Origin of the sequence: Vibrio sp. ArtGut-C1, from assembly GCF_002105475.1 — a bacterium.
Taxonomy (GTDB): domain Bacteria; phylum Pseudomonadota; class Gammaproteobacteria; order Enterobacterales; family Vibrionaceae; genus Vibrio; species Vibrio diabolicus.
In genome coordinates this window covers 89540-109918 of sequence record NZ_NCTH01000001.1, presented here as the reverse complement: position 1 = coordinate 109918, position 20379 = coordinate 89540, and the positions used below count along the sequence as shown (strand labels likewise).

General features: G+C 47.8%; 16 protein-coding genes. 10 read left to right on the top strand and 6 right to left on the bottom strand.

Annotated elements, in window-relative coordinates:
- Positions 1-20: 20 nt before the first annotated feature.
- The 5 genes from B7360_RS00490 to B7360_RS00470 are packed head-to-tail and all read left to right on the top strand — an operon-like array spanning position 21 to position 7269.
- Positions 21-1232, top strand: coding sequence for an acetyl-CoA carboxylase biotin carboxylase subunit family protein (locus B7360_RS00490; protein WP_085342475.1), 1212 nt, complete (start codon positions 21-23; stop codon positions 1230-1232).
- Positions 1229-3061, top strand: coding sequence for an IucA/IucC family protein (locus tag B7360_RS00485; RefSeq protein ID WP_085342474.1), 1833 nt, complete (start codon positions 1229-1231; stop codon positions 3059-3061). Before B7360_RS00490 ends, B7360_RS00485 begins: the two co-directional genes overlap by 4 nt.
- A gap of 6 nt (positions 3062-3067) precedes the next feature.
- Positions 3068-4273, top strand: a complete 1206-nt coding sequence (locus B7360_RS00480; protein ID WP_085342473.1) for an MFS transporter — start codon at positions 3068-3070, stop codon at positions 4271-4273.
- Entirely contained in the window at positions 4245-6074 is a 1830-nt protein-coding gene (locus B7360_RS00475; protein ID WP_085342472.1) for an IucA/IucC family siderophore biosynthesis protein, read from the top strand. Before B7360_RS00480 ends, B7360_RS00475 begins: the two co-directional genes overlap by 29 nt.
- Complete coding sequence (locus B7360_RS00470; RefSeq protein WP_085342471.1) at positions 6067-7269, top strand: type III PLP-dependent enzyme; 1203 nt, start codon at positions 6067-6069, stop codon at positions 7267-7269. Before B7360_RS00475 ends, B7360_RS00470 begins: the two co-directional genes overlap by 8 nt.
- Before the next feature lie 73 nt (positions 7270-7342).
- Here B7360_RS00470 and B7360_RS00465 read toward each other — a convergent pair whose 3' ends face one another.
- The 3 genes from B7360_RS00465 to B7360_RS00455 are packed head-to-tail and all read right to left on the bottom strand — an operon-like array spanning position 7343 to position 10717.
- A complete protein-coding gene (locus tag B7360_RS00465; RefSeq protein WP_085342470.1) occupies positions 7343-8587 on the bottom strand; it encodes an ABC transporter substrate-binding protein in 1245 nt (414 codons plus the stop codon).
- Positions 8588-8589: 2 nt separating this feature from the next.
- Positions 8590-10020 carry an ATP-binding protein gene (locus B7360_RS00460; RefSeq protein ID WP_045587191.1) on the bottom strand — a complete coding sequence of 477 codons (1431 nt, stop codon included), beginning with the start codon at positions 10018-10020 and terminating at the stop codon, positions 8590-8592.
- The gene (locus B7360_RS00455) at positions 10010-10717 is read right to left on the bottom strand and encodes a response regulator (RefSeq protein ID WP_025524572.1); all 708 of its coding nucleotides are present in this window, start codon (positions 10715-10717) and stop codon (positions 10010-10012) included. The genes B7360_RS00460 and B7360_RS00455 overlap by 11 nt, the downstream gene beginning before the upstream one ends.
- Before the next feature lie 252 nt (positions 10718-10969).
- Here B7360_RS00455 and ptsG point away from each other — a divergent pair, with 252 nt between their 5' ends.
- Entirely contained in the window at positions 10970-12412 is a 1443-nt protein-coding gene (ptsG, locus tag B7360_RS00450; RefSeq protein WP_078532154.1) for a glucose-specific PTS transporter subunit IIBC, read from the top strand.
- Between the two features lie 95 nt (positions 12413-12507).
- Here ptsG and B7360_RS00445 read toward each other — a convergent pair whose 3' ends face one another.
- Positions 12508-12954, bottom strand: coding sequence for a DUF302 domain-containing protein (locus B7360_RS00445; protein ID WP_005383492.1), 447 nt, complete (start codon positions 12952-12954; stop codon positions 12508-12510).
- A 227-nt stretch (positions 12955-13181) separates the two neighbouring features.
- Between B7360_RS00445 and B7360_RS00440 the strand changes: the two genes are divergently transcribed.
- The 3 genes from B7360_RS00440 to B7360_RS00430 all read left to right on the top strand — a co-directional run bounded on the left by B7360_RS00440 (position 13182) and on the right by B7360_RS00430 (position 16844).
- Positions 13182-15173, top strand: a complete 1992-nt coding sequence (locus tag B7360_RS00440; protein ID WP_085342469.1) for a U32 family peptidase — start codon at positions 13182-13184, stop codon at positions 15171-15173.
- 152 nt (positions 15174-15325) lie between these two features.
- Complete coding sequence (locus B7360_RS00435; RefSeq protein WP_065646128.1) at positions 15326-15970, top strand: bifunctional 2-polyprenyl-6-hydroxyphenol methylase/3-demethylubiquinol 3-O-methyltransferase UbiG; 645 nt, start codon at positions 15326-15328, stop codon at positions 15968-15970.
- Positions 15960-16844, top strand: a complete 885-nt coding sequence (locus B7360_RS00430) for a hypothetical protein (RefSeq protein WP_085342468.1) — start codon at positions 15960-15962, stop codon at positions 16842-16844. The genes B7360_RS00435 and B7360_RS00430 overlap by 11 nt, the downstream gene beginning before the upstream one ends.
- A 20-nt stretch (positions 16845-16864) precedes the next feature.
- On the opposite strand, the gene B7360_RS00425 is transcribed toward B7360_RS00430, so the two are convergent.
- Positions 16865-17866 (bottom strand): glycosyltransferase family 2 protein, encoded by a 1002-nt coding sequence (locus B7360_RS00425; protein ID WP_085342467.1) that lies wholly within the window; start codon positions 17864-17866, stop codon positions 16865-16867.
- A gap of 39 nt (positions 17867-17905) precedes the next feature.
- Positions 17906-19627, bottom strand: coding sequence for a glycosyltransferase family 39 protein (locus tag B7360_RS00420; protein WP_085342466.1), 1722 nt, complete (start codon positions 19625-19627; stop codon positions 17906-17908).
- A 304-nt stretch (positions 19628-19931) separates the two neighbouring features.
- Here B7360_RS00420 and B7360_RS00410 point away from each other — a divergent pair, with 304 nt between their 5' ends.
- Positions 19932-20177: a DUF3297 family protein gene (locus B7360_RS00410; RefSeq protein WP_085342465.1), complete on the top strand. Its 246-nt coding sequence runs from the start codon at positions 19932-19934 to the stop codon at positions 20175-20177.
- Positions 20178-20379: the final 202 nt, after the last annotated feature.

Below are 20379 nucleotides of genomic sequence, written 5' to 3'. Positions count from 1 at the left end.
TTAGAAAATTAGGAAAGCTCATGAAATCTACGATGATTATCGTAAGTCATGTCGTTAACGATGCAGTCACTCACGGCTTTGTGCCTGCAGCTAAAGCGATGGACCTTCACGTCGTTCTTATCACCGACCACAAGATCAGCCATTTAGAGCTGGCGAGTCGTGATAGTCACTTTAATCCGGATACCATTCTAGAATGTGATGTCTTCAACCCATTAGAACTCATCGAAACCATCACGGAGCATGAATTAAAGCCAGACGCTATTTTCAGCAATAGTGATCACTTACAAACTTCCACCGCCATCTGCGCGCAATTTTTTGGCCTCCCATCCAAAGATTGGTCTGTCACGTTAAAAGCCAAAAACAAACACTTAACTCGACAAGTGTTAAATGAAAAAGCCCTACCCAACACACAAAGCTGTTTGCTGCACCGCCATTCGAATGTGGCATTAGGCATGGCCTTTCCTGTCGTGGCAAAACCCAAAGAAGGCGTGGCAAGTTTAGATGTGCAGCGCTGCGACTCCCAAAGCGAGCTCGATGCTTACTGCGATGCGTTTTGGCAAAAACACCCAAACGCCGCCATTCTGGTGGAGCAGTTTCTTCAAGGGCCGTTGGTTACGCTAGAAACTTTAGGAGATGGTGAGCGCCTTATCGCCGTGGGCGGTTTTGATGTGTCGCTCTCTGAGCCGCCTTACTTTATCGAAACGGCCGCAGACTGGGACGGACCAAACGGCATTGCTCACCGAGAAGCTTGCCTGGCTCAACTGAAAGCGTTTGGCGTTGGTTTTGGTGTTTGCCACAGCGAATTTATTATCACTGAAAACGGCCCAGTTCTGGTGGAAATCAACTATCGCAGCATTGGGGATGGCCGCGAATTCTTGCTCAACAATCTTGCTCACTTCGGCTGGTTTAGCACGATTTTGGGTCTGCATCTGGGTCGAAGATTGGACGGCGATTACCAAATTCACGGGTCAGCGCACGTGCACTACGTAGTTGCGGAACACAGTGGTGTGATTGACGGAGGTTCGACGTCGTTCATCCAACACGATGGCGATATCATCACCCAGCAACAGGTACTAAAAACCGCTGGAGAACACTTCCAACAGAGTTATTCCAATAAGGATTATCTCGCCCGAATTTCGATTGTCTCGCCTTCGGGGCGAAACCTCGACCAAGCGCTGCAGAACACGCTTAGCAATTTCAATCTAGCTCCGACTCGCGAGGTGGCAGCATGAATCACAACGCTTTATATCTAACCCAACGATTGATCGATACTTGCTTGCGCGAAGACATGTTTGGCATTTTATCGAACGCCAAGTTCAGTAACGCCGCACCAAAAGGGGTAATTGTTCCTCAAGGCGAGCAAGTCTGGCTAACCTTTGATAATCCGGATTTCACGCTCTATTTACCTGTTGTGCCAACGTATTACATGCAGCATTGGTGTTACGGCCAAGCCAATGGCGAAGCGCCGCTAGGTTGGTGGGTGGAGAAAAATGGTCAAGTCGAGCATCAGCAGCATTATCAAGAGTGGATTGCGCTACTAACGACACTGGCGCATGAGAGCTCTCACGAATTGTTGGCGGGGTATCTTCAAGAACTGGAATGTGCAGAGAAACACAAAGCGCTGTGTGACCAAGCGTTTCATCATCACGCAGACCACATTTCTCAACCAATATCCGAGCTTGGTTCTTGGCATAAAAAGCTACTGCTTGCCGACCAGATTGCTTCTTACCTCGACCACCCGTACTATCCAACTGCGCGGGCGAAGTTTGGTCTGAGCGATGAAGACCTTGCTGAGTACGCGCCCGAGTTCGCACAAAGCTTTGCTCTGCATTGGATTGCGATTGAAAAATCACTGGTGACATTAACCAGCGAACAACCAGATTGCTGGCCGACAATGGAGCAAGTGGGGCTTCCTGCTGATTTTGCACTGAGCCACGTACTGTTCCCTGCGCATCCGCTCACCCTTCGCTCTTTAGAAGCCTTACCCGAAGGCATGATAGAAGCGCCGTTTACGTACCTAGACGTGACGCCAACGCTTTCCGTTCGTACTGTGGTAGTCAACGACGCGCCGCACATTCACATCAAAGTTCCGCTGATCATGCGATCGCTAGGCACGAAAAATATTCGCTTAATCAAGCCTTCAACACTGTATGACGGCCACTGGTTTGAACGTCTACTCAGCCACCTTGAACAAACGGACGCAGACTTAAACACTCGCTTGTTCCATTGCAACGAAAAGCACGGTGGGCACGTCGGCGAGGATAAAACCTTCGCGTACATCGTACGTGAGTACCCACTTACTCATTGCGAAGATAAAGCGTTAGTTCCGGTTGCCGCACTGGCTAGCCCAATGCCTGACGGTCGCTTGTTTTTAGAACATTTGGCGGAGCAGTACTATCAACAAGATACGCTGGCTTGGTTCCAAGATTACGTCGACCTATTATGCCAAGTGCACCTCACCTTGTGGCTTCGTTATGGCATCGCATTGGAGTCCAACCAACAAAACGCCATCGTTGCATTTGATCAACAGGGCAAAATGACGCTCGCGATGAAAGACAACGACGCAGCGCGAATTTGGCCAGAGCGCTTCCACTTTGCAACAGAGCATGCCGCCCAAAAACAGGGCGCAGGAACAATTCCAGTGGATTGCGATGAACTGCTCGACCAACGCATCAAAGTCGACAATGAATTGGCGCTCGGTCAGATGTTTACCACCATCACATTACAATTGGATATCGCAGCAATTGTAGAAGCCATGGCAGCGAAGGGCATTGCCTCTTCAGCATCGCTTTACGCCATCGTGGCCAAAAGCATTGCAGAGCAACTCAACCGATTGGAAGGCGAAGGGTTAGAAACAAAACTGGCACGCGAGTTACTGCAAGAGGCGCCTGATTTGTACGCCAAGTACTTGTTGAGCTCTGGCAGTTTGCTCTCGAAAGAGGCCTCCGGCGCGAGTGACATCAATAAGTTCTATGGTTTGTCAGCTCCGAACTTCTTGCTGCTTTCTAACGAAGAAGCGCAACGCGCCTACTTAGAAGCCATCAAAAAAAGCGTACGTTAAACGATTATGACCAAACTCATCTACAGTGTGTTGTTGTGCCACTTTATCGCTGCGTTTGCCGCGTTAGGTATGCCGCTATTTCTACCCGTCGTGTTGCCAACGTTAGGCGCAAGCATTGATGCGGACTGGGCAGGGGTATTGTTTATCCTACCCACGTTTTGTACTGCGTTGGCGGCGCGATTTTGGGGCAACTTTGCAGATCGCTACGGTCGCCGCCGCTCACTCTTGCGTGCGCAACTTGGCCTTGCAGCAGGGTTTGCGCTGTGCGGCTTGGCAGACAACCTCGCCATGTTTGTGTTTGGTCTTATTGTTCAAGGAACCTTTGGCGGCACCATGGCCGCCTCGAACAGCTACTTATCTAGTCAAATTAAAGAAGCCAAAACACTCGGCAAGTCACTCAATAAAACCCAACTATCTGCTCGCTTGGCGCTGATCGTTGCGCCCATAGGGCTCGGCTGGAGCTTGTCAGAGACCGACCCACTCAACGCGTACCTGTGGTTATGCGTTTTACCTTTGATTGCTATGGGCATCACGCTAACACTGCCAGCGGACAAACCCGCCGACCAAAACCTCGAAAAGCCAAATTCAGAATCCCAGCAAGAAAAACCGGTTGCACAGAAAAACGCAATGCATGCCATTCGTTGGATCTTCTTTGCTCAGTTCGGGTTTGCATTTTCTATGGTGGTGACCTTTCCTTATTTCTCGCCGTTTGTGCAGCAATATGGCATCACTAACCACGCATGGATCGGTTTTTTGTACGCACTGCCGCATGGCTTCTACCTGTTGCTGGCAGGCAAAATCCACGTGTTGTCAGATGGGTTGAATCGCCATCAACCGCTGCGCACGTTGTGGCTTGGGTTTGCATTGCTTGCCGTGAGCTCTGCCTTGCATTTGATTGCGTCCGAAACCGCACTCATTGCTGCGAGAATTATCTTCGGCATCGCGATGGTGTGTTGCTATCACGGATTGCATCAGCATCTTGCGAGCAATCTGGATCGCAAACTCAGTGGCAAAGTATTTTCTCGCTTTGATGCCATGTCCAAATGGGGTGGCGTGGCGGCGGGATTTTGCGCTTCTTTCATTTCTAGCTTGGGGCTACTTGAGGTTCCTTTCCTACTTTCTGCGATAGTCAGCGTAATCACCTTGATCGCGCTGGTTCTCCATTCAAAATTTGGAAATCAACATGTTACAAACTCAATCCTCTCAGACTAGCGAGTTGCGCGCGCATGATGTGCAGCTCAATCGCGAGAAAGCCCAACTCAACACGATAATGGGTGTTCTTAATTGTTACTTACGAGAATTTGCACTGCCGAATCAACAAGTAGAATGGCACTACCAATCAACATCGCTACCCCAAACGTTAAAACGCAACTATTCCGCCAAGCTACGGGTAGCCGTTCATCTGTCTCAACAAAATGGCGTGCTGGTTTTGCCGATTCACTACGCGAGCAAACTGGGCAAAATCAAATTGGCAGAACTGCCGTGGGCGAAAATGCCGGGATCTGGTTGGGCGAAATTGGATGCCACGCAAACTCTTACGCTTTTGCTTAACTATCTCAAGCAGGTGTTGGCGATCCCGTTCAACCATGAGCTGATCGAACAACTGGAAAATAGCGTGCTGGTTACCGAGCAGTTTCTCAACGTCGCGCCCAAATCGCATCACAACGAATTTATCGCTTCGGAACAATCTCTGATTTGGGGGCATACTTTCCATCCGACCCCGAAAAGTCGTTCGGGCGTCACCATGGATGATCTCTTGGCGTTTTCTCCAGAAGTCGGCGCGCAAGTCCCGCTGTACTGGTTTGAAGTGGATACGTCCTTACTTGATGTGCTGAGTTCCGACGGAGACGCTAACCCTGCGCAACGCATGCTACAACAGCTCGCGCCACAACACGCCACCAGCAATGGGAAGACCCTCTACCCTTGTCATCCTTGGGAAAGCTACACCATTTTGAGCAACCCAAGCGTGAAGCGTGCCATTGAACAAGGCAAGATCACGCCACTGGGTTTAGGTGGTGAAAAGATGCAGCCGACCTCTTCAGTTCGTACCCTCTACCACCCAGACATGGATTGGTTTGCGAAATTCTCCATCAACGTACGATTAACCAATTGCGTGCGCAAAAACGCGTGGTACGAACTCGACAGCGCCGTGCAGCTCACGTCGATTCTCAAACCAATTCGAGAAAACGAACAGCTGCACAACCCCGTATTTAAAGTGATGACGGAGCCTTACGCCACTACGTTGAATCTTGAAAGTGTCGCTGAGCGTAATTGGGACGACAACACCAAAGCGCGCGAATCGTTTGGGATTTTGTATCGCGAAAATTTCTCGCTGAGCGAAGTCGACATCTTAAAACCAACCCTCACTGGCGCTCTGTTTGCTTACGACAAAAACGGCGACAGTTGCATTGCTCAACGCCTTAAAAACAAAGCGCGTACTACGCAAATTCGCTATTCCGATATCGCGACACTGTGGTTTGAACGCTATTTGCATTGCCTAATTCCGGGCGTGTTTAATTACTACTTCAAACACGGGGTGGCGTTTGAGCCGCATTTGCAAAACACCTTGATTGGCTTTGAGCAAGAGATGCCGTGTTGTGTTTGGATTCGTGATTTGGAAGGCACTAAATTACTGCCGGAGTTCTGGCCAGCAGAAACATTAACTGATTTGTCTGAACGCGCGCGACAATCGGTTTACTACAGTCGCGAACAAGGCTGGAATCGCATCGGATACTGCACCTTTATCAACAACATCAGCGAAGCGATTTTCTTCATCGCAGAAGGTGATGAGCCACTAGAGCAAACGCTGTGGAATGCGGTGCAAAGTGCCATTGTGCGTTGGCAATCAGTGAATGGAAAACAGCCGGAACTAGAAGCGTTGCTGAATGGCGGTCACTTCCCAAGCAAAAATAATTTCACCACGCGTTTGATGCAAAAAGCCGATAAGGAGTCGGGCTATACCCAAGTCGCCGCGCCTTGGCAGCAACACGAAAAAGGAGCGCAACATGTCTAATTCACTCTCCCTACCGACACGCGTTAGCCAGCAAGTTCACACGCTCGCACAGCAGCAAAATCAACCCTTGTGCGCGTACGTGTATGACCTAAACGCCTTAGAAGAACACATCAAACAACTGCGTCACGTTTTGCCGAAAAATGTCGAGCTATTTTACGCAGCCAAAGCCAATCCATCGGGCCCGATTCTCAAAACGCTCGCGCCGTATGTCGATGGTTTTGAAGCGGCATCTGGCGGGGAGTTGGCACACCTCCACCAGCAGCAACTCGATAAGCCATTGATCTTCGGTGGCCCAGGAAAAATGCCAAGTGAATTGCAACAAGCGATTGATCTTGATGTTGATGCAATTCATGTCGAAAGCCTCACCGAGCTGCAACGCATTGGTGCGCTAACCGAGCGCCTCAACCGCCCTGCTTCGATCTTTTTGCGTATGAACATTGATATTGGCGACATCACGCTCAGCAAGTTGGCGATGGGCGGCAAGCCGACTCCTTTTGGTTTGGACGAGTCCGAACTGAGTAATGCTTTAATGTTGCTGCGCGATTTCCCGCAAGTGTCACTGAAAGGTTTCCATTTTCACTTGATGTCGCATCAGCTTGATGTTGAACGTCACTTAGCGTTAATGCAGCGCTATTTCCAAGTCGTGAAGGCGTGGCAACAAGAGTTTGAACTCGGTGAGCTGATGATCAACTTGGGTGGAGGCATGGGGATTAACTACCAAAACCCTGAGCAACACTTTCCGTGGATGGAGTTTTGCGACAAGTTGGAATTCCTCATCGCCAAAGAGCAAGTGCAAGACTGGACACTGCGTTTTGAATGCGGACGTTTCATCACGGCAGCATGTGGTTATTACGTGATGGAAGTGCTGGATATTAAGCAAAATCTTGGCGAAAACTTTGTCATCGCATGCGGGGGGACTCACCATTTCCGCACGCCAGCAGCGCAGAGCCATGATCATCCATTCGTCATCCTGAAAAGCGAGCAACACCATGAGATTTCTCACCCAATTCAGCATGCACAAGCGACCTTTGTCGGCCAGCTTTGTACGCCCAAAGATGTGCTGGCACGCAATCAACACGTCGCCCACGTCGATATTGGTGATTACGTTGTGTTTACCTTAGCGGGCGCGTATGCGTGGAACATCTCCCATCAAAACTTCTTGATGCATGAACCGCCGATCTTCCACTATTTTTAAACGGCATACTTCGCTTCATTCAAGCCCCAATCATTGGGGCTTTTTTATTCCACTCGGCACAAATTCATTGCCATTAACCGCTTTGCGAAATAGCAATAACGCGTTTTATCAGCTCGTCGGGTTCCATCTTGGGATTGCGGTAAAAACGGAAGATTTCCGAGTTTATCGCTTGCTGGGCAACCGGATTGACCGCCATCGAATCAATCATACTCGGCACAGCGAGGTTGTGTTTAACGCCGTAGTGAAAGTCTTGATATGACTGGACCTGACACGGATTGAAATCGCTGATGTCAATATCGGTGCGTACCGGAATCGAGCCTTTTACCTTATTGAACTTAGCTTGAAACTCGACGTCTGCCAGCGCGCTTGCGGTTTGCTGAGCCGCCTCGGCAGAAAACGACTTGCTCGACATAAATACCAAGCTGTCCATGTTGTAGAGGAATACACCATCGCTGTCCGGCGTTGGGTAACAGCCGACCTCTTGAGGAACCGAGACTTGATTGGCGAGCAACTCACCCAAAATCCAATCACCGCCGATTTGAAACAGCGCCTGACCGTCGGCTAACGCTTGGGTCGCCGTATCCCACTTACTGTCGGGCAATTGGTTGTCTATCAACAAACTCAGGCGGCGAAATTGCGTCAGCGCTTGGCGCAGTGTATCGCTGTCGATGCTGTCTCGCTCAAGTTTAACCATTGCATTGGTGTAGAACTCAACGCCGCCAGTGGAGATCACTAAGTTCTCGAAAAGTTGGGCGACTTGCCACGGCTGCTCACCGACCGCGATCGGCACGATGCCATTTTGCTGAGCAAGCTCCATGGCAGCGAACATCTCTTGCCAGTTTTTCGGCGCGGACAGATTCAGTTGTTTAAGCAGCTTGTGGTTGACCCACAGCCAGTTCAAACGGTGCAGCGTAAGTGGCAGGGCGATATAGCCGTTTTGTGTTTTATTGATTTCGATAGACAGCGGGTAGAGCACCTCGTCCCAGCGCTGCTCATCCGCTACCGCGTTGACGTTGTGCAAAATACCGATGGCATCCCACGCTTTAATACTTGGCCCTTCGATTTGCGCGAAGCTCGGTGGATTGCCCGCCAGCGCGCGAGCTTGTAGTACCGTCATCGCGCTGTCACCACCACCGCCTAACACCGGGCTTTGCAGCAGCTCAATATCGTGCCGTTTTAGCTGAGCTTTAAGTGTTTGCAGCGCTTGCTGCTCGCCGTCAGAAGTCCACCAATGTAAAAACTCTACCCCTTGTGGCGACTCAGCGTGAGCGACGCAAGGGGCGAGCAACAGTGGGAACAAGAATGCCAGTTTGTTCATAGTCAGTCTCTCGGGAAAGTCAGTGTAGCGCAGAGGCCGCCAAACTGAGAATGGCTCAGCAACAAGTTGCCGCCATGAGCCTTTGCAATACTCTGTGAAATGGTTAACCCCAGCCCACTGCCTTCTTTATCGTTGCTAGCGCGGAAGTATGGCTGGCAGAGCTTTTCAAGTAATAAATCGTCAACGCCGTCACCGTGATCTTCAATTTCAATCTGGATGAACTCTGGGCTTTCACTCAGCGTAATGTCCGCTTGATGGCCGTATTTGAGCGCGTTATCGACCAGATTCTGAATGCAGCGCTTAATCGCTAACGGTTTGCCGGCAAAGTGGGTGCGGATTTCACCGTGGATGCGAATCGTGTCCGGCGCATCGGCGATATTGGCGGAAATGTGCTGAATCAGTTGGGTGAAATTGATCGGCTCGATTTCCTCGTGGATATCGGTCTCTTTAATGCATTGCAATGCGCCTTTGACCATCAAATCTAGGTCGTTACTCAGGCGGATAAAGCGTTCTCGGTCGGCGTCGTCATCCAGCATTTCCGCCCGCAGTTTTAGGCAGGCTATCGGCGTTTTCAGATCGTGGGAGATGGCGCTGAACAGCATCTCGCGGTCTTTAATGTGGCTGTCGATGCGTCGATTCATTTTATTAAACGCACGTACCGCCGCTTTCAGTTCGTTACTGCCGCGCTCAGAGACTTCGGGCACGTCTAATCGGCTCGACATCAGGGTTGCGGCTTTTGCCAGCTCTCGAATGGGTTGAATTTCTTTGCGAACGATAAACCAGGTACACAGCAACAGCATTAGTGCGGACAGCAATAGTGTCAACCATTGGCGCAGCTCAAAATAGTTAGTCTCTAGGTTGATGTAAGGCGCGGGTAAGACCGCCGCGAGATAAAACCATTCGTTCTGCGCGACTTCGACCTGCATCACCAGAATGGGTGGGTTGAGGTCACCAAACGAAAGCGAATAATGCGCCCACAATAGTGGCAGTTCATCGATAGGTAGCTCGTTGTTGAACACTTTGAGTTTGTCGCGCTGGGTGAACTCCACCTCGATATTAGGAATGCCGCTCAACTCGCTTTCTAATACCTCGCGAACTTGGTTGATGACCAACGTTTTGCGTTCGCTTTCTGGCAGCGGATCGACGTCAATCTGGTGGTTGTTGAGTGAGACGAAAAAGCGCGTGCCGCCCATATTGCGTAGTTGATTGAGCACCAAGTGGCGATATTCAGAAGGGAGGGTTTGAAAGAAAGCGATGGTGGAAGAAGCGCTCAGTGCTAAGCTTTTGACCGTGGTGGTCAGGCCTTCTTTATCGCGTTCGCTGGCGTGTTGATACCAGATAATTCCGGATAATACCTGCGCCAAAATGATCACCAGCAACAGGAACACACTGGTACGAACGACCAGTGATCCCGTCCAGCGTTTAATTCTCATAATGTACATCCGTGGTCAGCATGTAGCCTTTGTTGCGCACCGTTAAGATCAGCGAACGGTCTTTATCTTCAAGGTGATGACGCAAGCGGCTGATCTGCACGTCAATGCCGCGTTCAAACGGGTCGGCATCGCGTCCCCAGATCTCGCGCGCAATGTCATCGCGAGACAATATTGATTGCGCGTGGTTGACGAACAAACCGAGCAGCGACAAATCCGCGCCACTAAGTTGCTTAACCTCGCGGCTAGCAACGTGGGTCAGTTGCCGGGTTACGGTATCTAACAACCAATCGTCAAAACGCACTTTACGCGTCAGTTTGCTATTGGCGGTCGATTGGCTGCGTCTCAGAATGGTTTTGATGCGCGCGAGCAGTTCACGCGGACTGAATGATTTGGTGATGTAGTCGTCAGCGCCCATTTCTAGCCCTGCGACTCGGTCAGCTTCTTCAGTGACGGCGGTCAGCATGATGATAGGAACATCGGAGTTTTTGCGCAGTTTCTGGCACAGGGTAAAGCCGTCTTCACCGGGCATCATAATATCGAGGATGATCAAATCGGGATGGTGATCGTTGAGCAGTTGCCACATCACGCCGCCGTTTTCCGCGCAAAGCACTTCAAACCCAGCGCGGCCAAGGTAATCTGACAACGCTTCGCGAAGGTCTAGGTTGTCATCGACGACCAGTATCTGCTTGTTTTCCATCCTACTTTCCCTGTGTCCGTCCTGAGTTTAGCGCTGGCCAATATGATGCATTCTTAAACGCACATTCACAATCGAGCCGATTGCAATTTTCACTTCTCGGTGTAAGAGATTTGTAAGCGGCCACTTACAAACTGATTGCCTTTTGTAACCTTAGGCGCCGCCTTGCTCGCTATGATCATCCTGACCTAACGTGAAACAACATGACCTGAAGGAATCAGGTCCTACAACACTGGCATTCGTCAGGAGGAAACCATGTTTGCAAGTATATTTGGACAACTACAAAAAATAGGGCGGTCGTTGATGCTGCCTGTGGCGGTGTTACCGGTGGCCGGCTTGATGCTGGGTATTGGTAACGCGGGCTTTGCGTTTATTCCAGACGCGGTCAACAAAGTGATGCTCGCCGCCGGTGAAGGCGTGTTCGGCAACATGCAGTTGATGTTTGCGGTCGGTGTAGCGCTCGGATTATCAAAAGGCAATGACGGTGCCGCTGCGCTCGCTGGCTTAGTTGGCCTAATTATTATGAACGCATCGCTCGGTATCGTGACTGGTCTGCGCGGCCTAGAAACTGACGCCACCATCATGGGCGTTGAGACGCTGCAAACCGGGGTGTTTGGCGGCATCTTTATTGGTGCGGTCGCGGCAATCATGTACAACCGCTTCTACAATATCAAACTGCCGGAATATTTGGGCTTCTTCGCGGGTAAGCGATTTGTGCCCATTGTCACCGGTTTATCGGCGATCGTCGTGGGTGCGATTCTCGCGTTTGCATGGCCACCTGTCGGACAACTTCTTGATGCATTCTCTCATTGGGCAGCGTACCAAAACCCGGTACTCGCGTGGGCGGTTTACGGCGCGGGCGAACGTTCTTTACTCCCAGTTGGTTTGCACCACATCTGGAATGCGCCGTTCTTCTTTGAAGTCGGCAGCTACATCGACCCAGAAACCGGTAAAGAGTTTACCGGTGAGCTAACACGCTTCTTCGCTGGTGATAAAACCGCAGGTTATCTGTCTGGTGGCTTTATGTACTCCATGTGGGCGCTCCCAGCAGCGGCACTGGCGATTTACCACTGCGCGTCTCCTGAGCGTAAGAAAATCGTCGGCGGTTTGATGATGTCTGCGGCGTTGACCTCTTGGTTAACTGGTATCACAGAGCCAATCGAATTTACCTTCCTATTCGTCGCGCCAGTGCTGTACGTAATCCATATTTTCCTAACTGGTATTGCGTTTGCGATCACTGCATTTTTGGAAATTAAACACAGTACGGACTTTGCGCACGGTGCGATTCAGTTCTTCCTTTACTACCCAATGTCGACCAACGCGTGGATGTTCATCATCATCGGTCCAATCTGGGCGACGCTGTACTACGGCTTGTTCCGCTTCCTAATTGTGAAGTTGGATCTAAAAACGCCGGGTCGCGAAACCGACATTGCAGAAGTGAAGATTGCCGGACAACCTGATGAAATTGCGGTGGATGTAGTAGCGGCATTGGGCGGCAAAGCCAACATCAAGTCAGTCGATGCGTGTATCACTCGTCTACGTGTCTCGGTGAAAGACATCGCTAACGTTGATGTTGCTAAGCTAAAAGCACTTGGCGCGCGAGATGTGTTAGTGATTGGCGACAGTTTACAAGCGATTTTCGGCACGCAGTCTGACTCAATTAAGTCAGAAGTGCACAGCGTACTCGCCACCTCCTGATCTTACCTCCCCCAATCTAGGTAAGATTTGCCAACCTCCTTGTGAGGTTGGCTTTTTCGTTTTCGGAGTAAAAAAAGCGAAGCCAATAACCAGCCCTACTTCGCCGCCGCGTTGGTTAAATTGCCCAGCACGCCGCTGATTTTGTTCAATACCTCGTCGCAGCCTTCAATATGATGGCGCTGTTTTAAATACATCGGATCGTTGTAAGCTAACCACGTTTTGCCTTCAGCATCTTCATACACCAACACTTTTTGGGGTAAATCGAGCGCCACTTCCTGCGCACAGATCATCAGTGGCGTGCCCACTTTAGGGTTTCCAAACACGATAACTTCGGTTGGTCGCAACGTCATATCGACTTTCGTGGCATTCTCTTGATGGTTAATGCGCGCAAAGACGTTCAACCCTTTTTCTTGCGCGATAGCGACAAATTTATCCGCCGTATCTTTTGCTGAATGCGTGCTCGCAACGGTTACCACACCCTCACCAGCCAACGCACTCAATGACGTCAACGCCACGACCAACCCGATGATTACTTTTTTCATTTGTCGTCCCTTCCTCTCTCTGAGTCGAAAACTAGATATAGAAAAACCAAGTGTAGGAAAACTATAGAAGTCAGATCCCACTATCGCGAATTGCACTCTACCCACTCAAGAGTCGACCGTGTAACACGGATTAATTGATTCAGATTAATAAAGCATTAACTAGCCGAGCATCAAAAGCGTGAAATACGTAACATTTGCAGCCTATTTTAGTAAGAAAGAGAAAAGTAGTGACACGCGATCAATTTGAGTTATTAGCACCCGGTGGTGATTTAGATTCCATCAAAGCCGCCATTGCCGCTGGCGCCGATGCAATTTACTGTGGGCTCGACCGCTTCAATGCTCGTAACCGAGCGACCAACCTCACCTTAGATAACTTAAATGGCGTGTTAACGTTAGCCCATCAGCACAGCTGTAAGATTTTCCTAACGTTGAATGTGCTGATTTTAGAAAGTGAAATTCCAGCGATTGTTCGCTTACTCAGCCAACTGAACACCACCAAAATCGATGGCGTGATCGTGCAAGATCTCGGTCTGGCCTACATTCTCAAACATCACTTTCCCGATTTGGATGTGCACGCTTCAACGCAACTAAACACGCATAACGAAGGCCAGATCCTCTTTCTCAACCAGCTCACCGCAAGCCGAGTAAACTTATCTCGCGAACTTAACATCGATGAAATAAAACATCTGGCGCAATTTGGTCGCGAGCACAACGTAATGATGGAAGTGTTTGTCCACGGCTCATACTGCATCGGATTCTCCGGAATTTGCTATATCAGTTCCGCTCGCAATGGTGCATCAGGTAACCGTGGACGCTGCAGCCAACCTTGTCGCGAACAGTACGAAACGACCAAAACGGGCAACAACTACCCACTCAATATGAAAGACAACTCCGCCTTTGGGGACTTGAAAGCGCTTGCCGATGCTGGCGTGTATTCATTAAAAGTGGAAGGACGAATCAAGAAATCACACTACGTCTATACCGTGGTCGATAATTGGCGTCAGCAAATCGATCGCTTGTGCGAGGGTTTGGAACTCGCTGAAGACACCACCGAGTTATACACGGTATTCAACCGCGATTTCTCCAACGCATTTTTGCAAGGTGATTTCGGCAAGGCGATGTACATCGACAACCCGCGCGACCACGCTGTAAAGCATTTTTCGAAGGTTTATCAATGCCAGTCTGCTGATGATGTGCAAGCGGTGAAAAAGAAACTCTACGACGACAAAACCGCGATCATTGAGAAAGTGGCAGAGCAAACTAAGTCGTTCGATGTCACTTCAACACAAGTATCCGGCAGCAGCTTGAAAGGGTCGATTGATGTGCCAACTCTGCCAGCGTTACCTCAACCAGACCCTCGCCAAGGTGCGCCAAAATTATCGGTTCTGATCTCGTCAGCACAAGAAGCCATGCTGTGCGAATACCGCGACATTGATGTTTACTATCAGTTGCCAATGGGATTGTCTGGTGAACTGAGCGCGATGATTGAATTGTTCCAAGCCAACCCAATGCTCAAACCTTGGTTCCCTGCCATTTTGATTGGCGAAGACTACCACGCCGCGCGCGTATTTTTGGAAACCATCCAACCTGAATTGTTGATCACCAACAACTCAGGCATCGGCATGATCGCAAAAGAGCTCGGCTTAGGCTGGGTGGCAGGCCCACAAATGAACACGGTGAACTCATACGCGTTTAAATGCCTTCAAGACGAGTTCGCGGCAAGCGGCGCGTTTATTTCTAACGAGCTGAACATGAAGCAGATGCGCCACATTAAGCGTCCGCAAAACATGCGCAGCTTCTACAGCATTTACCATCCAAATACTCTGCTCACGAGCCGTCAATGTTTGTTCCAGCAAACCGAAGGGTGTCGCAAGGTGAAGGTCAACAAAGGTTGTTTGAAACGCTGCGACAAACGCACGTCTATCATCAACTTAAAAGACAACCCTTACGTGGTACAAAAACAAAAAGGCAGCCACAACTCGATTTATAGCGAGCACAACGTCTTAAACCTACAAGTGCTGCAAGATCTGCCGCAATTGTTTACCGATGTGTTGATCGATCTACGTGATATCCAGACCGAAACGAAAGTCTCAGCAAGCAAACCTGAGTTGATTGACGTGTTCTTAGCTCTACTTGAAGAACACTGCGAACAAACCGTCCAAACGCTGAATGCCATGATTCAACCAACAGCCAACGCGCAGTATTTGAAGGGGTTGTAGAATTTTTCTAACGAGGCAAACAAAACAATAAATTATCCTACACTCTACTAGAGGGAAGCGTAACGCTTTGTAAGTCAGATGGTTGGCTGAAGAACATAGTTCATCAATAGAAGAACTTCCTGGCCATTTGAGATAATTTATTTGAGTACGCCATGAAAATATCTAAAGGTATCGAAGAGCAGGGGATCCCTGTCGGAAACTATTACGACAAATACAATACTCAGAACCCCATCGCCAGAAAAATGATGAGCAATTTCGATCATCATTTATCGCAACTGGTTGATATGGTCACACCAAAGTCGATACACGAGATCGGCTGCGGAGAAGGAGTCTGGGCACTTAAATGGCATCAACAAGGGATCCGTGTGAAAGGGAGTGACTTCTCCCAACAAGTGATTCAACTAGCAAGAGACAATGCCCAAGCACACAACTTGGAAGACATTTTGTTTGAACAAAAAAGTGTGTATGACGTTGCTAGAAAGACTGATTCTGCTGACCTTGTTGTTTGTTGTGAGGTCTTGGAACACCTGGAGCATCCCGAGCAAGCACTAGCAACATTGCAAGAGCTCGATACTGACTATTACATTTTTAGTGTGCCAAGAGAGCCGTTGTGGTGTGCGTTAAACATGGCAAGAGGTAAATATTTAAACAGTTGGGGCAATACTCCCGGACATATCCAACACTGGTCCAAGAATGCCTTTCTGACTTTGCTCAATCAACACTTTGAGATTCTCGAAGTACGCTCTCCCATTCCTTGGACCATGGTTTTATGCCAGCGTGTGAATCATGAAACATAATAAGAGTAAATTCATATTACGCTGGGTTGGGCGAATCATTACTATTTTTTCCATCGCCTTTGTATTAATCAAGCTCTCTACATACTCGCAGCAACTAAATATTCAGGATATTCCCTCTTACTCCTATCTGGTATTTATTTTTTGTATAGGTCTCTACGCTTTTGGCAATTATATTCTTTCTATGGCGTGGCGACTTTTAGTCGCGAACAGTGAATATACTCTGTCTGCATCAACTGCCATTTGGATGTTTGGCGCGTCTCAAATTGCTAAGTATCTACCTGGAAACATTTTCCAATTCGCTAGCCGACAAGTAATTGGTGTACAACACGGAATTAAAAATAATGTATTACTGAAATCGACCTTATGGGAAATAGGGTTGATGGGTATTGCGGCTGGTTCGTTTGGCGTCTTTCTGCTGAATGAGTACTTCCCTAATTTAATGGGGTACGAGATGACTTTATTCGCTGGACTTATCGTGATCACCGGATCAATATTAAGCTTGATAGCCAGTCGCAATTACCTAAAAGCTTGTGGGCTTTATCTCTGCTTTTTTTTGGTGTCGGGCGGCATTTTCTCACTCATATTTTTTACGCTAAACGACAATCTAACTCCAACTTTAGAGACATTTTTACAAACATCTTGTTACTTCATCATCGCATGGTTAATAGGGTTTGCCACCCCAGGCTCTCCTGCGGGGTTGGGTGTCCGAGAGGCTGTTTTAATCACACTCCTAGATTCGCCGAGTATTGAAGATACACTCTTAGTTGCCGTCCTTATTTCCAGAATCGTCACGGTTCTAGGAGATATGTTGTTCTTCGCTATCTCGAGTCTATTTAGGCCTAAGCAAGCCGTATCAAATAACTCACTTCTTTAAAGTATCGAGGTAACTCGCTATTACTCTCCAGATCGTTTTCGCTTGGTTTCAAACTGATAAGTGGGCGACTTTTTCTGATGTTCCAGCTTTTCTTCCAGCACCTCAATTCGATGCAATACTTTTTCGGTCAGTTTTCGATTGAACCCTATTAGATCGGCCACCAACCCCATCAATAAAGTGATGAAACCCAAGATAAGTAGCGTTGACCCCAAGACCAATGACTGAATATGGCCATCTCCCGCTCCATTTAAAAAGAAATACAGGAATCGCATAATGGGAATCACACCGCAAATCATCGCCACAGAGCCAATAAACAAAAACACTTGCAGAGGTCGGTACATGGTATAAACCCTGACCAAAGTAGAGAGCGACATTTTTAGAAACTGCGGAATGCTCTTAAACAGACGGGACTCTCGCGTTTTTTCATTAGTTCGGATTGGCACCGAAACCACACCAATCCTTTTGGCACTTGCTTGAATCAACATTTCTATTGTGTAGCTAAAATCCGATACGATATTAAGTTGTTGTGCCGCACTTCTCGATATTGCGCGAAAACCACTCACTGCATCTTTAACATCCAATCCCGTCGCTTTGGCAATAATAAAGCTCCCCGACACTTGTAAACATCGTTTAAATACAGAGAAATGTGTATTGCTATACCCTCCTCGGTCACCAACAACAATTTCTGCTTTGTGCTCGATAATAGGCTTAACCAAGTGCGGAATATCGGCCCCATTATATTGATTATCGCCATCGGTGTTCACAATGATATCGGCATGAAGACGAAGGCACTCTTCAATCCCTCTTCGAAATGAGTAAGCAAGCCCCTTATTGCCCTGGTTGGTAATAATGTGCTCAACACCACACTTGCGTGCGACTTCTGAAGTACCATCCGTAGAACCATCATCGATGATTAGAATCTCTATCTTAGCGATACCATCAACGCGCTTTGGTATTGAGCGAATAACATCAGCAATATTGTCCGCTTCGTTAAAGCACGGAATTTGAACAATTAACTTCATGCTTGCTCCTCATGTTCTGAATCAACATTACTGTGCGTATTAGAAGCCGGTAAATAACCTCTGCTTCTCTTCAAGATTGCGAGGTCGGTACAGGTTATCTCCCCAACGCAGAACGACTTTACCTGGCTCTTTCGACGCTAATTCATAGACACCCCGCACCAAGTATTGAGCTTGACCAGCCAACCAAACCTTGCCATTAATCATAAGACTATTGCTAGCTTCAAGCGTATATACGCCCTCGATGTTCACCATAACTTCCCGACTAAGAGAGTTGGGCGTCAGTTCAAACGTCTTTCCCGCAACATACAGGTGCGACCAATGATGAATGTAGTTCTGCCTTAACGCTTGAATATCTTGCCTTAATAGCCCTTTATCGGTTTTGTCAGGGCCAAACACATCTAAATAGTGCGAATTAACCAGTACAAAAGCCGGATTGTCTTGCTCTATAGCATTGCGAATAACGGGGATGTTTCTCGCAATATAATCTTCGTAACCCCACGTACTCATGAAAAAACCTTGTTTTGAAAAAGTCGGAACCATGGAGCATCGATCAATATAAGCAACAGGCTGAGGAAAGATTTTATGTACTTCATCAAGAAACTGACGCTGGTAGGCCAAGTTGCTTTTTATCGGTAAAACAAAACCATTCACCACAATGGATACCGCAAACAAGCAAGGAACAATAAAATTAAAAAATTGTGCAACTCTTGCGTTAGTGAAATTCTGGATACCAACCCAAGCCACAGCAAACAAAGCACTCACTGGAGCAAGCATAAAAGCGTAATAGTATGGGAAAGCGTTGCGATAAAAGAACAAAGTGAAGAGTAATAAACTTAGGCACAAAAACTTAATCGATGACTCACGGCTTAATAGCTTTTGCGAAAAACACGCATAAACAGCAGTACCAATACCAATGAAAAGAGCTAACCAATACCATGAGTTCTTCGAAACTGAATGAACAAAGTAAAACAATCGAGGAAAAAGCTCGCGCTGGTTTAGTGTCTTATCCGCAGCACCGAACATCGTTCCTGCATCACCAACCGAACTCGCTCCATGTATAGAGAAGTAATGCCAACTGTATAGCATCGCAAAGGCAACCAGTATTGCGACTCCATACATGAGAACTTGCCTAAAATAACGCTTACGATTTCGCGACCAATAAAGCGAGGTTAAAACTATGCCTATAAAAGTCGGGATATACAGAGCGGTCTTTAAAGTGACGAGCAAGGCGACAGCCGTAAGGACACCAGCAAGAATGGATACACGCCAAGAAAATGTTGTACTAAACACATAATACAGCGCCGCCATAATCATACATGTCGCGATAGGATCAGTACGAAAACTGGCCCCCATACGAACATTATAAACAAAAGAAAAATAGGCAAGCACCGCAAAAAGTGCCGCCGATTTGCTGCAGTACAATCGACATAACTTGTATAGATAAAATCCCGTGAGTAATTGAAAGAACACCATAACGACTCTCGCCACAATGATCTGGTCAACATCGTTATCGGATACACCACTCAGCCAAGTAAAGAAGTGAATGTGAAAGGTTTGGAAACTATTAATCACCTCGCCGTTAATAAACCGATGCACAAAAGATAGGTAATAAAACTCGTCCCAATTTACTTCGTAATTAAACGCAACAAAAAACCGAGCGATTACAGCCACTACGATTAGAATACAAAGAAAAATAGACGTGCTAGAGGTAGTATCTCTATCCGATAAATGACGTTTATTAACCTGTTCAACAGTCTCCATTCACCCTTCCTTGTTAATCGTTTCTCGACTAGTGGCATGCTCTGAGACATTAAGTTGTATGAATAAGGTTAGAACTGCCAGTAATGAGTATAGTCATGATTCAAAACCAAATAAGGGGTGGCAGGAGAAGTTTCGAGAGCAAAACACCTTTGAGCAACGAGACCGTGTTTTTATTCCACACTTTGAAAGCGGGAAACTTTGCATTATTTCAAAAGGCTTTAGTATTAAGTCTCTCAACATATCTTGAACACACACAGTGCACTGACTACAATGGCGCACTTTTTACGGAATTTAGGTCACAAACATGACAGATACAACTAAACCAGCTCTACCAGATCGCCTAGCGGGTAACCCACGTAGCCCATTCTTCATCAAAGAATGCTTCGAGCACCAAATCGGTATTCGCATCAACGGCCAAGAGCGTACTGACGTAGAAGAATACTGCATCAGTGAAGGTTGGGTAAAAATTGCTTCTCCTAAAGCAAAAGACCGTTTCGGTAACCCAATGCTAATCAAACTTAAAGGCGAAGTTGAAGCGTACTACGTGTAAGCTGACCACGCTGAATGTATTTGAAAGCTCGAGTCTGACTCGGGCTTTTTTAATGCCTGTCATATACCCTCCTCGTTTAATCTATCCCCTCTTCTTTTCAGTACAAGTTATTAAGAAATCGATGTAAATCGCTGTTTTTATCTGATTGTTGTCTAAAGTTTCTAAAGGACTAACTGCAATAGCTATTGCCAAAAGAAACGAC